Here is a 15,312-nt window from a genome sequence, read left to right as displayed (position 1 = left end):
CCCTTAAAGAACTGCCTTGGGGTAGGAACCCAGCACCTTGAGTGCCACTGCTTCCTGACTGATTTTCTCCAGCACACCTTTTACCAGCGGATCGCGGTGGTGGCCGACGAAATCGATGAAGAACACGTAGGTCCATTTACCGCTGCGCGACGGACGGGTCTCGATCCGCGTCAGGTCGATGCCATTGTCGTGGAACGGCACCAGCAGCTCATGAAGCGCGCCAGGCTTGTTGCTCATGGAGACGATGATCGAAGTCTTGTCGTCGCCGGTCGGCGGGACTTCCTGGCTGCCGATCATCAGGAACCGCGTGGAGTTGTCCGGACGGTCCTCGATTTTCTCGGCCAGGCGCGTCAGCCCGTAGAGGCCGGCCGCCATGTCGCCGGCAATCGCCGCTGAGTTCCACTCGCCCTTGACCCGCTTGGCCGCTTCGGCGTTGCTCGAAACCGCCACGCGCTCGACGTTCGGGTAATGGGCGTCCAGCCACTTGCGGCACTGGGCCAGGGACTGGGCGTGGGAATAAATACGGCTGATGCTGTCGGTCTTGGTGTTCTCGCCCACCAGCAGGTGATGGTGGATGCGCAGCTCGACTTCGCCACAGATCACCATGTCGTGCTCGAGGAAGCTGTCCAGCGTGTGGTTGACCGCGCCTTCGGTGGAGTTTTCCACCGGCACCACGCCAAAATTCACCGCGCCGGCGGCGACTTCACGGAAGACTTCGTCGATGGCCGCCATCGGCTTGCTGATCACCGCGTGGCCAAAGTGCTTCATGGCGGCGGCCTGGGTGAAGGTGCCTTCCGGGCCCAGGTAGGCGACTTTCAGCGGCTGCTCAAGGGCCAGGCACGAGGACATGATTTCGCGGAACAGCCGCGCCATCTCTTCGTTGCCCAGCGGTCCCTTGTTGCGTTCCATGACGCGCTTGAGCACCTGGGCCTCGCGCTCGGGGCGATAGAACACCGGCACTTCGCCTTCAGCCAACGAAGCCATTTTCACCCGGGCGACTTCCTGGGCGCAGCGTGCGCGCTCGCTGATCAGCTCCAGGACTTTCTCGTCCAGGGCGTCGATGCGCAGGCGTAGCGCCTTGAGTTCTTGCTCAGACATCAGCCATGTTCCTTCTCGAACTCTGCCATGTAGGCGATCAACGCATTGACGGCGTTGATGTCGACGGCGTTATAGATGGAGGCGCGCATGCCGCCGACGGAGCGGTGCCCCTTGAGATTCAGCAGGCCGCGCTCGTCGGCGCCCGCCAGGAACGGCTTGTCGAGACGATCGTCGGCCAGGCGGAACGGCACGTTCATCCACGAACGGTCGGATTTGTTGATCGGATTGCTGTAGAGGCCACTGGCGTCGATGAAGTCATACAGCGTGCGCTGCTTCACTTCGTTGAGCTTGCCGATGGCTTCGACACCGCCCTGCTCTTTCAGCCACTCGAACACCAGGCCCGAGAGGTACCAGGCCAGGGTCGGCGGGGTGTTGTACATCGAGCCGTTGTCGGCCGCGACCTTGTAGTTGAGCATGGTCGGGCACAGGGAACGGGCGCGACCGAGCAAGTCTTCGCGGATGATCGCGACCAGGATGCCGCTCGGGCCGATGTTTTTCTGGGCGCCGGCGTAGATCATGCCGAAACGGGAGATATCCACAGGACGCGAGAGGATGTCCGAGGACATGTCAGCCACCAGCGGCACGTCACCGGTTTCCGGGATCCAGTTGAATTCCAGGCCACCGATGGTTTCGTTCGGTGCGTAGTGCACGTAGGCCGCGTCCTTGGACAGGCTCCACTCATTCTGGCCGGGGATGGCGAAATAATCGTAGGGCTTGGCGGTAGCCGCGACGTTGACGTGACCGTAGCGCGACGCTTCCTCGATGGCTTTCTGCGACCAGATGCCGGTGTCGATGTAGTCGGCCTTGCCGTTTTCCGGCAGAAGGTTCAACGGGATCTGGGCGAACTGCTGGCTGGCGCCGCCTTGCAGGAACAGCACTTTGTAGTTGGACGGGATGTTCAGCAGATCACGCAGGTCCTGCTCGGCCTTGGTGGCGATGGACACGAACTCATCGCTGCGATGGCTCATCTCCATGACGGACAGGCCCTTGCCATGCCAGTCGAGAAGTTCACCCTGGGCACGCTTCAGGACCGCTTCAGGAAGCGCCGCCGGGCCGGCACAGAAGTTATAGGCTCTCTTGCTCACATCCAATCTCGCTCTGATCTGGTGGTCACTTAAATCTTTTGATCCGCACCGCCCCCACAGGGGTTACCGCTCATTCAAGGCATGGATGAATCCGTGGCGAGGGAGCTTGCTCCCGCTGGGCTGCGCAGCGGCCCCTCTTTTTTTGTGAGCGCTTCGCACTCAAGCGGGAGCAAGCTCCCTCGCCACAATGAATCAAACAAGCCTCAAGAGAGGGGCAGCATCCTTGGGACTGTGCAGTGTCGCAAATTTTCAAACGGAACAAACAACAAGGGGGCGAATCTTCATCCGCCCCCTGTGTGTCCGCTTAGTCCTGCGGTTCTTCTTCGTCTGCGGCGGCATCGAGCGGCTGGTCGCCGACCGTGTCGTCGACATCGGCAGCAAGGGTGCCGTCGAACGCCACGCCTTCCTCGCCTTCCTCGCCTTCAAGCGCTTCGCCTTCGACTTCCGACGGCTCCTGGACCCGCTCGAGCCCGACCAGCGTTTCGTCGCTGGCGAGTTTGATCAGCGTCACGCCCTGGGTGTTACGCCCCAGGCTCGACACTTCAGCCACACGCGTACGCACCAGGGTGCCCTGGTCGGAAATCAACATGATCTCCTCGCCATCGAGCACCTGGACCGCGCCGACCAATCGGCCGTTACGGTCGTTGCTGACCATTGCAATCACGCCTTGGCCGCCACGCTTGTACTCGGGGAACTCGCTGATGGCCGTGCGTTTGCCATAACCACGGGCCGAAGCGGTGAGGATCTGGCTGCCTTCTTCCGGGATCAGCATGGAAATCAGCTTCTGCCCTTCCGGCAGGCGCATGCCACGCACACCACGGGCGGTACGGCCCATGGCGCGGACATCGGATTCCTTGAAGCGCGTGACCTTGCCGCCGTCGGAGAACAGCATGACTTCGCGTTCGCCATCGGTGATGGCAGCGGAAATCAGCACGTCGCCTTCGTCCAGTTCCAGGGCGATCAGGCCGACACTGCGCTGGCGGCTGAAGGATTCCAGCGGGGTCTTCTTCACGGTGCCCTTGGCGGTAGCCATGAAGATGAAGTGACCTTCGGTGTATTCCTCCACCGGCAGCATGGTGGTGATGTATTCGTCACTGTCCAGCGGCAACAGGTTGACCAACGGACGACCGCGAGCCGCACGGGACGCCTCGGGGATTTCGTAGGTCTTGAGCCAGTACACCTTGCCCTTGCTGGAGAACAGCAGCAGCGTGGTGTGGCTGTTGGCGACCAGCAGGTGAGCGATGTAGTCCTCGTCCTTGACGCCGGTGGCCGACTTGCCTTTGCCGCCGCGACGCTGGGCCTGGTAGGCCGCCAGCGGTTGGGTCTTGGCGTAGCCGCCGTGGGAAATGGTCACCACGCGCTCTTCTTCCGGGATCATGTCACCCAGGGTCAGGTCCAGGCGCGCATCGAGGATTTCGGTGCGGCGCACGTCGCCGTATTCGGCGCGGATCACCTCCAGTTCTTCGCGGATCACTTCCATCAGGCGCGTGGCGCTGTTGAGGATGCGGATCAGCTCGCCGATCTGGTTGAGGATCTCCTGGTACTCAGCCAACAGCTTCTCGTGCTCCAGGCCGGTCAAACGGTGCAGGCGCAGTTCGAGAATGGCTTGCGCCTGTTCCGGCGACAGGAAGTACTTGCCTTCACGCAGACCGTATTGCGGATCGAGGTTTTCCGGACGGCACGAATCGGCACCGGCACGTTCGACCATCGCCACCACTGCCGAGGATTCCCAAGGCGTGCTGATCAGCGCTTCCTTGGCTTCCGACGGCGTTGGCGAGGCCTTGATCAGCGCGATCACCGGGTCAATGTTCGACAGGGCAACGGCCTGGCCTTCGAGAATGTGGCCTCGCTCGCGGGCCTTGCGCAGCTCGAATACGGTACGACGGGTCACCACTTCGCGACGGTGACGCACGAAGGCTTCCAGCAGATCCTTGAGGTTCAGGATCCGCGGACGCCCGTCGATCAACGCAACGATGTTGATGCCAAACACGCTTTGCAGCTGGGTCTGGGCGTAGAGGTTGTTGAGGATCACCTCCGGCACTTCGCCACGACGCAGCTCGATCACGACGCGCATGCCGTCCTTGTCGGACTCGTCACGCAGCTCGGTGATGCCTTCGAGCTTTTTCTCTTTAACCAGCTCGGCGATCTTCTCGATCAGGCGGGCCTTGTTCAGCTGGTACGGCAGTTCGGTGATGACGATCTGCTGGCGGCCACCGACCTTGTCGATGTCCTCGATGGTCGAACGGGCGCGCATGTAGATGCGACCGCGGCCGGTGCGATAAGCCTCGATGATGCCGGCGCGACCGTTGATGATCGCGGCAGTCGGGAAATCGGGGCCGGGAATGTATTGCATCAGCTCATCGACGGACAGCTCGGGATTGTCGATGAGGGCCAGGCAACCGTCGATGACTTCACCGAGGTTGTGCGGCGGGATGTTGGTCGCCATGCCCACGGCGATACCGCTGGAGCCGTTGACGAGCAGGTTCGGGATACGCGTCGGCATGACCGCCGGGATCATCTCGGTGCCGTCGTAGTTCGGCACCCAGTCCACGGTTTCCTTGTGCAGGTCGGCCAGCAGCTCGTGGGCCAGCTTGGTCATGCGCACTTCGGTGTATCGCATGGCCGCGGCGTTGTCGCCGTCCACCGAACCGAAGTTGCCCTGGCCGTCGACCAGCAGGTAGCGCAGGGAGAACGGCTGCGCCATCCGGACGATGGTGTCGTACACGGCAGTGTCGCCGTGGGGGTGATACTTACCGATCACGTCGCCGACGACACGGGCGGATTTCTTGTACGGCTTGTTGAAGTCGTTGCCCAGCTCGCTCATCGCGAACAGCACGCGCCGGTGCACGGGCTTCAAGCCATCGCGCGCATCCGGCAGCGCCCGCCCGACGATTACGCTCATTGCGTAGTCGAGGTAGGACTGTTTCAGCTCGTCTTCGATATTGACCGGGAGGATTTCTTTGGCCAGTTCGCCCATGAGAAGCCTGATTCCTTTTTCTGGTGAAACCTCGTCACGTCCAGATGGGACGAACGAAGCTCGCCGCTGCAGGACAAGTGCCGTGCAGCGACTTACGACAAATCAACGAGTTATGCCATGGATCTGCGCAGTAAAGGCTACCTCGCGAGGCAGCCTTGGAAACCGCCGGATGTTATCACAAGAGCCGCCACGCACCTATCCCCCAGATGCGCATGGTGCGTAGTTAGTTGACCGATGACAGGCTGATATTGGACGAGAGAGGCTTAGAAGCGCTGCGAATGCAGTTTCGTGGCGAGATTGCAGCTCATTTGCTGCCTTTGCGAGCACCCTCGCGAGCCAGCTCGCGACGATGCTCCGACGGGCAGCGCAAATGCCTCAATGCAAGCGCTTGCGACACATGAGTTGTGCCATTTTCGCGGCGTCTGGCCGCTCGACGATGCCCTTCTCCGTCACGATCGCATCGATCAAGTCCGCCGGGGTCACGTCAAACACCGGATTGAACGCGTCGGCATCCGCCCCGACCCGCTTGCCGCCGACTTCCAGCAGCTCGCGGCCGTCACGCTCTTCGATCGGGATATCGTCACCGCTGGCGAGGTTCATATCGATGGTCGAGCTCGGCGCCACCACCATGAAGCGCACGCCGTGGTGCATGGCGCAGACCGCCAGCTGGTAAGTGCCGATCTTGTTTGCCACGTCGCCATTGGCGGTGATGCGGTCGGCACCGACGATGACCCAGGTCACGCCCTTGGTTTTCATGATGTGGGCGGCGGCGGAGTCGGCATTGAGCGTCACCGGAATGCCTTCGTTGGCCAGTTCCCACGCCGTGAGGCGCGAGCCTTGCAGCCACGGGCGGGTTTCGTCGGCGTAGACACGCTCGACCATGCCTTCGAGGAACGCACCGCGAATCACCCCGAGAGCGGTACCAAAGCCGCCGGTCGCCAGGGCGCCGGTATTGCAATGGGTCAGGATGGCCTGGGCGTTGCCCTGATGCTTGCGGATCAGGTCGACCCCCAACTGCGCCATCGTCAGATTGGCCTCGCGGTCGCTTTCGTGGATCGCGATGGCTTCGGCTTCAAGGGCGGCCAGCGGTTCGGCGTGTTCTTTCAAACGCGCCAGGCGATCGCGCATCCGGTCCAGCGCCCAGAACAGGTTCACCGCCGTCGGCCGCGAGTCGGCCAGCAAGGCAAAGTCGATCTCCAGCGCCGCTTGCCAGTCGCCACCCTCGGCCACTCGCGCCCGTGCTGCCAGCACTACGCCATAGGCAGCGCTGATGCCGATGGCCGGCGCGCCGCGCACCACCATCGAACGAATGGCCTCGGCCACGCCGGCCGCACTGGTGTAGGCGATCCAGTTTTCCTCGAATGGCAAAACACGCTGATCCAGCAGATAAAGAGCGCCATCACGCCAATCGATGGCCTTCACCTTCTCCACAGCCAACAGTCGATCGCGCATCCTTCACCCCGCACTCATGAACAAAAGCCGCCGATTATAGCGATCCCTCCGCGAAGACGCTCGGGTATACTTCGCCATCCTTTATAACCCATGGAACCGTTCCACGATGCCCAAGCCTGCCGTTGCGCTCGACTTATTATTGCTGCCGACCTGGTTGGTGCCTGTCGAACCCGCCGGTATCGTGCTCAAGGATCACGGCTTGGGCATTCGCGACGGTTGCATCGTGTTCATCGGTCCACGGGCCGAAGCCCTGGAGTGCGCCGCCGCCGAGGTCCGCGAGCTGCCGGGCATGCTGCTCAGCCCCGGCCTGGTCAACGCCCATGGCCATGCGGCGATGACGCTGTTCCGCGGCCTGGCCGACGACCTGCCGCTGATGACCTGGCTCGAAAAACACATCTGGCCCGCCGAAGGCAAATGGGTCGACGAAGACTTCGTCCGCGACGGCACCGACCTGGCGATCGCCGAGCAGATCCAGGGCGGCATCACCTGTTTCTCTGATATGTACTTCTACCCCAAGGTTGCCAGCGAACGCGTCCATAACAGTGGCATCCGCGCGCAGATCGCCATCCCGATCCTCGACTTCCCGATCCCCGGCGCCGCCAGCGCCGACGAAGCCATTCGTCAGGGCATCGAGTTGTTTGGCGACCTCAAGCATCATCCGCGGATCAAAGTCGCATTCGGCCCTCACGCCCCTTATACCGTGGGCGACGAGAACCTGGAGAAAATCCGCGTGATCGCCGAGGAACTGGACGCGGCCATTCACATGCACGTTCACGAAACCGCCTTCGAAGTGCAGCAGGCTGTGGATAACACCGGCGAGCGGCCGATGGCCCGGTTGGCGCGACTGGGCCTGCTGGGACCGCGCTTCCAGGCGGTGCACATGACCCAGGTCAGCGACGAGGACCAGGCGCTGCTGGTAGAAAACAACTGCAGCGTGATCCATTGTCCGGAATCGAATCTGAAGCTGGCCAGCGGTTTCTGCCCGGTGGAACGCCTGTGGCAGGCTGGCGTCAACGTGGCGGTCGGCACCGACGGCGCGGCGAGCAACAATGACCTGGACCTGCTCGGTGAAACCCGCACCGCCGCGCTGTTGGCGAAAGCAGTTGCCGGTTCGGCCACGGCCCTGGACGCCCACCGGGCGCTGCGCATGGCCACGCTCAACGGCGCCCGGGCGCTGGGCATCGAAGCGACGGTAGGTTCGCTGGAAGTCGGCAAGGCCGCCGACCTGGTGGCCTTCGACCTGTCCGGCCTGGCCCAGCAACCGATCTATGACCCGGTTTCGCAGTTGATCTATGCCACGGGCCGCCATTGCGTAAAACACCTGTGGGTGGCCGGCAGGCAACTGCTGGAGGATGGCCGCCTGACGCGCATGGACGAATCGCAACTGATCGCCACGGCCCAGGCCTGGGGACGCCGCGTCAGCGGCCAGAACGAATGACACACCCTTGAGCCAAGGCTCGGGTACCCGATTTTTCAAGTTTTTCGAGGATCTGCACATGAGCAACGTCGACCACGCTGAAATTGCCAAATTCGAAGCCCTGGCCCATCGCTGGTGGGACCGCGAGAGCGAATTCAAACCGCTGCACGACATCAACCCGCTGCGGGTCAACTGGATTGACGAACGGGTCAGCCTGGCCGGCAAGAAAGTCCTCGACGTCGGCTGTGGTGGCGGCATCCTCAGCGAAGCGATGGCCTTGCGCGGCGCTACCGTGATGGGCATCGACATGGGCGAGGCGCCGCTGGCGGTGGCGCAACTGCATCAACTGGAATCCGGCGTCAGCGTGGAATACCGGCAGACCACCGCCGAAGCGCTCGCCGAAGAAATGCCCGGGCAATTCGACGTGGTCACGTGCCTGGAGATGCTCGAACACGTGCCGGACCCCTCCTCGGTGATCCGTGCCTGCTTCCAGATGGTCAAGCCCGGCGGCCAGGTATTTTTCTCCACCATCAACCGCAACCCGAAGGCGTATCTGTTCGCCATCATCGGCGCCGAATACATCATGAAGCTGTTGCCACGCGGCACCCATGACTTCAAGAAATTCATCCGTCCTTCCGAACTGGGCGCCTGGAGCCGCATGGCCGGGCTGACCGTCAAGGACATCATCGGCCTGACTTACAACCCGCTGACCAAGCACTACAAGCTGGCCGCCGACGTTGATGTCAACTACATGATCCAGACCCTGCGCGAGGAATAACTCGATGCGTCTCAAAGCGGTTCTCTTCGACATGGACGGCACGCTGCTCGACACCGCGCCAGACTTCATCGCCATCTGCCAGGCCATGCGCGCCGACCGTGGCCTTCCCCCCATGAACACGCAGCACATCCGCGACGAGATTTCCGGCGGCGCCCGGGCGATGGTCGCGGTGACGTTCTCCATGGACCCGGAGTCGCCGGGCTTCGAGGAGCTGCGCCAGGAATTCCTCGACCGCTACCTCAAGGGATGCGCGGTCCATAGCCATCTGTTCGATGGCATGGCCGATGTGCTCGCCGACATCGAAGCGGCCAACCTGATCTGGGGCGTGGTCACCAACAAGCCGGTGCGTTTCGCTGAACCGATCATGCAGCAACTGGGCTTGGCCGAGCGTTCGAAGGTGCTGGTCTGTCCCGACCATGTGAAAAACAGCAAGCCAGATCCCGAGCCGCTGATCCTGGCGTGCAAACTGCTCGACCTGGACCCGGCAAGCGTGCTGTTCGTCGGTGACGACCTGCGCGACATCGAGTCCGGTCGCAGCGCCGGCACCAAGACCTGTGCGGTGACCTACGGTTACATCCACCCGGACGACAACCCCAAGCACTGGGGCGCGGATGTAGTGATCGACCATCCTTTGGCGCTGCGCGAAGTGCTGGATAACGCGTTGTGCAGTTGTTGAATGGATTCGGCAAGCTTGCTCTTGTGGCGAGGGAGCTTGCTCCCGCTGGAGCGCGCAGCGGTCCCGAATCTGGCGACGACTTCGTCGTCGAGCGGGAGCAAGCTCCCTCGCCACGAAAGCTCACCTGCCATGACTACTCTGAGTGACAAGTACGTGCTGCCATCTCTTGAGGTTCTTTATGTTTGATTACTCCGCCCGTCCCGACCTGCTCGAAGGCCGGATTATCCTGGTCACCGGTGCCGGTCGCGGTATCGGGGCAGCTGCCGCCAAGGCTTACGCAGCCCACGGCGCTACCGTGCTGTTGCTGGGCAAGACCGAGGCCAACCTGACCCAGGTCTACGATGAAATCGAGGCGACCGGTCATCCGCAGCCGGCGGTGATCCCATTCAATCTCGAAACTGCCCTGCCCCATCAGTACGATGAACTGGCCGCGATGATCGAGACCGAATTCGGCCATCTGGACGGCCTGCTGCACAACGCCTCGATCATTGGCCCACGCACGCCGCTGGAGCAGTTGTCCGGTGAGAATTTCATGCGGGTGATGCAAGTCAACGTGAACGCTATGTTCATGCTCACCAGCACCTTGCTGCCATTGCTCAAGCTGTCCAAGGATGCATCCGTAGTGTTCACCTCCAGCAGCGTCGGGCGCAAGGGCCGGGCCTATTGGGGCGCCTATGGCGTGTCCAAATTTGCCACCGAGGGGCTGATGCAGACGCTGGCCGACGAAGTCGACACGGTCGCGCCGGTGCGCTCCAACAGCATCAACCCCGGCGCCACCCGCACCAGCATGCGCGCCCAGGCCTATCCGGGGGAGAACCCACTCAACAACCCGACGCCCGAAGACATCATGCCGGTGTACTTGTACCTGATGGGCCCGGACAGCCTCGGCGTCAACGGCCAGGCTTTCAACGCGCAATAACCGCCTGCCCCGCGTCGCGGCGATTTACCGTCGCGACGCGCCCTTCTCCGCTACGGCACCCAGGCGAAACGCCAAGCCCCCGCCGCCCGCCGCCCGCCTGAACCCGCCTTCCGACTCGTAACTTATTGATTTTTTGGTCGATTTTTTCAATATGAACCGAATGGCACGACTTTCGCTCTAACTCTTCCATACACGCCATGTCCGGCGAGTTGTGGACATCTATGGGAAACGCCCGCCGAGTAAGCGGACTAAACTCAGAGTGATGTCCAACGGGACTGATGGATCAGTACGACGCGCAGCCTAGAGCCGCTTCACCCCGCCGGCCAGGATCGATTCAGTTCAGGGGCTCACGCCAATATGAAAACGCCCACACAGACCAACGCGATCGACTTCGACAGCGCCAAGTTGCAACGCCTGGGTTTGGCCCTGCCGTCGCCGCTCGTGGCGCGGCCCGTCAGCCTTGCCCAATTGCGCCAACAATTGAGCCAGCAGTTGCAGACCAGCCTGGAGCCGCAAAGAATCCTCGGCCTGTTCTTTCGCGAAGTTCAACGACTGGTCCCTCTGGATGCGTTGACCTATCAGCATAAGCCCAGTGACCTGCGCCTGGAGTTTGGCCAGCGCGGCCATCACCAGCTCACTTACAACCTCAGCCACGAAGGTGAGCACCTGGGTGAGCTGGTGTTCCGCCGTAATCAACGCTTCGCCGACTCGGAACAGACCGAGCTGGAGTCGATACTGTCCTCGCTGTTCTTTCCGCTGCGCAACGCCCTGCTTTACCGTGCCGCCACGCAAAGTGCCCTGCGTGATCCGCTGACCGGCACCGGCAACCGCATCGCCATGGACCAGACGCTGGAACGCGAAATCGACATGGCCAGGCGTCACATGCAACCGCTGTCGCTGTTGATGCTGGACATCGACCACTTCAAGCGCATCAATGACAGCCATGGGCATGGCGTCGGCGACGAAGTGCTCAAGGCCGTTGCCGACTCGATCAAGCATCAGTTGCGCAACGTGGACATGGTGTTCAGGTTTGGTGGCGAAGAGTTCTTGATCCTGCTGGCAAACACCAGTCGGGATGCCGCGGCCTTGGTCGGTGAACGGCTGCGTTACGCGGCTCAGGCGCAGGATTACTTTGCTGCTGGCACAAGGATCGAATTGACGGTCAGCCTGGGATGCGCGACGTTGCTGCCGGCCGAGTCAGCCGAAAGCCTGTTGCGTCGGGCTGACAGTGCGTTGTATGTGGCAAAGCGCGAGGGACGAAATCGGCTGGCGATGGCGGGCTGACAGCCGACCTGGTTCGATGGGAGCGCGTTTCCCCTGCGCAAGCGGTTGCCCGCTTCCACAGGGGTGACGCTATTGGGGGATCAGCTTCCGGCCAGCGCCAGGCGTTCGCGGCTTGGCGAGGCTTTCCCGGTGGCGACCGATTGCTCCAGCTGCATGCATCGCTCCAGGAACAGATACATGTAGTCGTAGCTTTTGCACACGGCCTGGCGCAGTTCCATTTGCAGCGCCTTGCTCGGGTTCATGCCCGCCAGCGTGCAGATGATTTCCAGCGCTTCCCACGGATGAGCATCGTCATATTGGGCGTGCATCTTCAGCCACTTCATGGCTCGCTTGCGGTCTTCCTCGGCGAATGCCGACGCATAGACTCCGTTGGAACACACCAGCGCCGACCACTCCCCGGTCGCGCCCTCGATGGCATAGTTGGTCGCGGCAATGGCCACGATCAGCGAGTCCGCCGAGCTGGTGTGCCAGCACCAATGACTCAGTGCGTGCAGTTCGGGCGGCACCTGCTGTGCTTGCAGGTCCTCGAGCGTCACGCCATGGGCGGCGCTCCAGTTCACCCAGTAGTCGGCGTGATTGAGTTCGACACGAATGTTGCGCATCAGCCAGCGACGCGCCATGTCCTCGCCGGGATGGCGGGCGAAGCGTGTCTTGGTGAGATTCTGTGCCATGTATAAGGCGAACTGTTCAACGACCGGCCAACCACCGATAAGGTAGTGGCGCATGGTCTTGGCGCTGAGCTTGTTATCGCGCATGCGTTGATACAGCTCGTGTTCGACAACCCGGCGCTTGCTCTCGCTGCAATCGGCAATGAGCTGTTGTGCCCATTTTGGATAGCTTTCAGCGTCCATGAGCGGGCCTGTTCGGTTGAATGTCTCGATCACTGTCGGGCTCCTTTTGATTGTGATTTTCTGCGGACCAACGAGAGTTTCAGCGGAACGTGCCGGGGGCCTTGAATAACAACGGTTGAGGCCTGGCCGGCCGGCATTGCAAGGTGTCACAGGTAAACATCTGTGGCCGCTCGATGACATACCCCTGAGCGAAATCCACCCCGATCTCCAACAGCGCCTGTTCGATCTGTGCCGTTTCTACAAACTCGGCAATCGTACGCTTACCCATGACATGGCCGATGTGATTGATCACTTCGACCATTGCCCGGTTAATCGGGTCGTCCAGCATATCCTTTACGAAACTCCCATCGATCTTCAAGAAGTCTACAGGTAAATGTTTCAAGTAAGCGAACGAAGACATTCCGGCGCAAAAGTCATCCAGCGAAAAATAACAACCCAAACCTTTGAGTTCATTGATAAATCGAATTGCGCTGCCCAGATTTGAAATTGCGCTGGTCTCGGTAATTTCAAAACAAATCATTTCTGGTGGGATCGAGTATGCCGCAAACTGTTTACGCAGGAAGTCCAGGAACGCCTGATCTCCTATAGTTGTGCCTGACAGATTAATCGCACACATGGCCAACGGCCCCTGTCGCGATTCATTCAGGCATTGGCGAATGATCTTGAAGACATTCTCCACCACCCAGCGGTCAAGCGAAGTCATCAGGCCATACCGCTCCGCGGCTGGAATGAAACTGTCCGGCAGGATCATCCTGCCTGCCTCGTCATGCAGGCGCAGCAGGATCTCGATGTGACCGCCGCCATGGTCACCCGGGCCCAACGCGGCAATTTCCTGGGCGTAGAGACAGAAACGATTTTCCTCCAACGCCATGTGCAGGCGTTGGACCCAAGCCATTTCGCCGAACCGCAGGGACAGTTCCGAATCGTCGGCATGGTAGACCTGGACCCGGTTCCGGCCCTTCTCCTTGGCCATGTAGCACGCCATGTCCGCAGCGCGCAGGGATGCCTCCAGCGTCGTCGGGCTCTGGGATATGTGCACCAGGCCGATGCTGACGGTGGTTACAAATGGCCGGCCTTTCCAGACAAAATGCAGGTTTTGCACGGTCTGGCGCAGGCCTTCGGCGATTTTTTCCGCAGCCTCCGGCGCGCAGTTTTCCAACAAAATGCCGAACTCATCGCCACCCAATCGGGCCAACGTGTCGTTTTCCCTCAGGCCCGATTGCAGCAAGGCACAAATATGCCGCAACAGTTCATCGCCCGCCGCGTGCCCACAGGTGTCGTTGACCAACTTGAACTGGTCCAGGTCGAGGAACATCAAGGCGTGGCGTCCGACTTGGCGCGTCAGGTTATGCAGGGCCTGTTCGAGGCGGTATTCGAATTCGCGGCGGTTTGCCAGGCCGGTCAGGGCATCGTGAGTGGCCTGCCACGACAGGTTGGCGATGTACTGGCGCTCCTGGGTCATGTCGTGCAGCACTAGCACCGCGCCGCTGACCTTTCCGGCATGGCGGATCGGCGCCCCCACCAGCGTGACCGAGACGGTGCTGCCGTCGAGCCTCTGGATCAGCTTGGAATGTTCGCTACCGCCGCCAAGTCGCCCGCTGAGGATGTGTTCGATCAGCGTCAGCCCCTCGGTCTGGGCGTTGTCGTCGAGCAAATTGAACAGCGCCGCCAGGGGCAGCCCCGCCGCATGCTCGGCTTTCCAATGGGTCATGGCTTCGGCGGCGGGGTTCATGTAGGCGATGGCGCCGTCGACGTCCGTGGTGATCACGCCGTCGCCGATCGATTGCAGGGTGATTTGCGCCCGCTCCTTCTCCAATTGCAGCGCATTGGCGAAGACCTGTCGCTGGGCCAACAACTTATGCGTACGCAGCAGTGCCAGGACGATCAGCCCCAAAGCCGTGGCGAAATTGGTCACCAGCAACAGGCGCAGGATGAAACGCGACCCTTCCCCCAACGCATCGCTGAACGCCTTGGCAGCCGGGGTGACGGAATCGTTGATCGCGAAAATCCGCGCTTTCCAGCCGCGGACATCGGCGTCCGAGACATCTTGCGCCGTGATGCTGCGATGCATCTGCTGGGCGACATTATCCAGTTCGATCAGGTAGCCATCGCCAACCGTCCATAAATCGATGGCCTCTTCCAGATAACTGAAATGGCGAAAATTGAGGTACAGCCAGATCACGCTGGACACGTCGTCCGGATGGTTGCCACCTTGAAGAATCCCGGTCCGGGCCGCTTCGAGATCCGGCGGATCGCGGTCCAGGGCAACGCGTAAATCATGCCCGCCCTCAGGTACGGCGATGGCTTGTTGATACTTGCGAAAAATCGCCTCGTCACGGCTGTCGGCGTAGAGATTAAGATAATAGATGGCGTCTTTCTGGCCCTTGGACCAAAGGCTCTCCCCCGCCACGTAACCGCGAACTGCAGACAATACGTAAAGGCTGCCCCCCCCAAGCAATGCTTGAAATAGCACAACAGCAATAAAAGGCCAGACGATGCCCAACAACCGTGGCGTTCCGAGAGTCCGCTTTTGCTTCATGAGGTCCCTTGCACAAGTAGCAGCGATCGGCGTTGACGCCGGTCATCCCCGCAAGACTAGGAGGCGCAGCGGTTCCCCGCAAGAGGCGGTACATTTATTTGATCCCCTGCAACCCCACGGACCTGGCGCAAGAGAAGGGTGAGCAGCGCCTTCGGACACTCGCGCCCCGATAGTTTTGCCGCGATATACATATGTACCACAACCCTCTTTTTCGGAGTGCTTTGATACTTCCCCCT

Annotated in this window: 11 protein-coding genes; 5 read left to right on the top strand and 6 right to left on the bottom strand. The window is 61.3% G+C overall.

Annotated features, from left to right (window positions below):
* Positions 1-3: 3 nt before the first annotated feature.
* From pheA to mtnA, 4 genes are all read right to left on the bottom strand, one after another.
* Positions 4-1,098, bottom strand: a complete 1,095-nt coding sequence (gene pheA / locus HU806_RS05910; protein ID WP_003199233.1) for a prephenate dehydratase — start codon at positions 1,096-1,098, stop codon at positions 4-6.
* Positions 1,098-2,183, bottom strand: a complete 1,086-nt coding sequence (gene serC, locus HU806_RS05905; RefSeq protein WP_186610491.1) for a 3-phosphoserine/phosphohydroxythreonine transaminase — start codon at positions 2,181-2,183, stop codon at positions 1,098-1,100. The genes pheA and serC overlap by 1 nt, the downstream gene beginning before the upstream one ends.
* Before the next feature lie 304 nt (positions 2,184-2,487).
* Positions 2,488-5,160 (bottom strand): DNA gyrase subunit A, encoded by a 2,673-nt coding sequence (gene gyrA, locus HU806_RS05900; RefSeq protein ID WP_186610490.1) that lies wholly within the window; start codon positions 5,158-5,160, stop codon positions 2,488-2,490.
* 375 nt (positions 5,161-5,535) lie between these two features.
* Positions 5,536-6,612, bottom strand: coding sequence for an S-methyl-5-thioribose-1-phosphate isomerase (mtnA, locus tag HU806_RS05895; RefSeq protein ID WP_186610489.1), 1,077 nt, complete (start codon positions 6,610-6,612; stop codon positions 5,536-5,538).
* A gap of 106 nt (positions 6,613-6,718) precedes the next feature.
* Between mtnA and HU806_RS05890 the strand changes: the two genes are divergently transcribed.
* From HU806_RS05890 to HU806_RS05870, 5 genes are all read left to right on the top strand, one after another.
* Positions 6,719-8,050, top strand: a complete 1,332-nt coding sequence (locus HU806_RS05890) for a TRZ/ATZ family hydrolase (protein ID WP_186610488.1) — start codon at positions 6,719-6,721, stop codon at positions 8,048-8,050.
* A 58-nt stretch (positions 8,051-8,108) separates the two neighbouring features.
* Positions 8,109-8,807, top strand: coding sequence for a bifunctional 2-polyprenyl-6-hydroxyphenol methylase/3-demethylubiquinol 3-O-methyltransferase UbiG (ubiG, locus tag HU806_RS05885; RefSeq protein ID WP_186610487.1), 699 nt, complete (start codon positions 8,109-8,111; stop codon positions 8,805-8,807).
* Between the two features lie 4 nt (positions 8,808-8,811).
* Entirely contained in the window at positions 8,812-9,483 is a 672-nt protein-coding gene (gene mupP / locus HU806_RS05880) for an N-acetylmuramic acid 6-phosphate phosphatase MupP (protein ID WP_186610486.1), read from the top strand.
* A 178-nt stretch (positions 9,484-9,661) separates the two neighbouring features.
* Positions 9,662-10,402, top strand: coding sequence for a YciK family oxidoreductase (locus tag HU806_RS05875; RefSeq protein ID WP_186610485.1), 741 nt, complete (start codon positions 9,662-9,664; stop codon positions 10,400-10,402).
* 357 nt (positions 10,403-10,759) lie between these two features.
* A complete protein-coding gene (locus tag HU806_RS05870) occupies positions 10,760-11,686 on the top strand; it encodes a GGDEF domain-containing protein (protein ID WP_186610484.1) in 927 nt (308 codons plus the stop codon).
* Between the two features lie 80 nt (positions 11,687-11,766).
* On the opposite strand, the gene HU806_RS05865 is transcribed toward HU806_RS05870, so the two are convergent.
* Positions 11,767-12,570 carry an iron-containing redox enzyme family protein gene (locus HU806_RS05865; protein ID WP_186610483.1) on the bottom strand — a complete coding sequence of 268 codons (804 nt, stop codon included), beginning with the start codon at positions 12,568-12,570 and terminating at the stop codon, positions 11,767-11,769.
* A 46-nt stretch (positions 12,571-12,616) separates the two neighbouring features.
* Positions 12,617-15,076, bottom strand: coding sequence for an EAL domain-containing protein (locus HU806_RS05860; protein WP_186610482.1), 2,460 nt, complete (start codon positions 15,074-15,076; stop codon positions 12,617-12,619).
* Between the last annotated feature and the right edge of the window lie 236 nt (positions 15,077-15,312).

It is taken from the genome of Pseudomonas sp. SWRI154 (assembly GCF_014268645.1).
Classification (GTDB): Bacteria; Pseudomonadota; Gammaproteobacteria; order Pseudomonadales; family Pseudomonadaceae; genus Aquipseudomonas; species Aquipseudomonas marvdashtae.
Note: the sequence above shows the minus strand (reverse complement) of the source record. Positions and strands in the feature narration are given on the sequence as shown.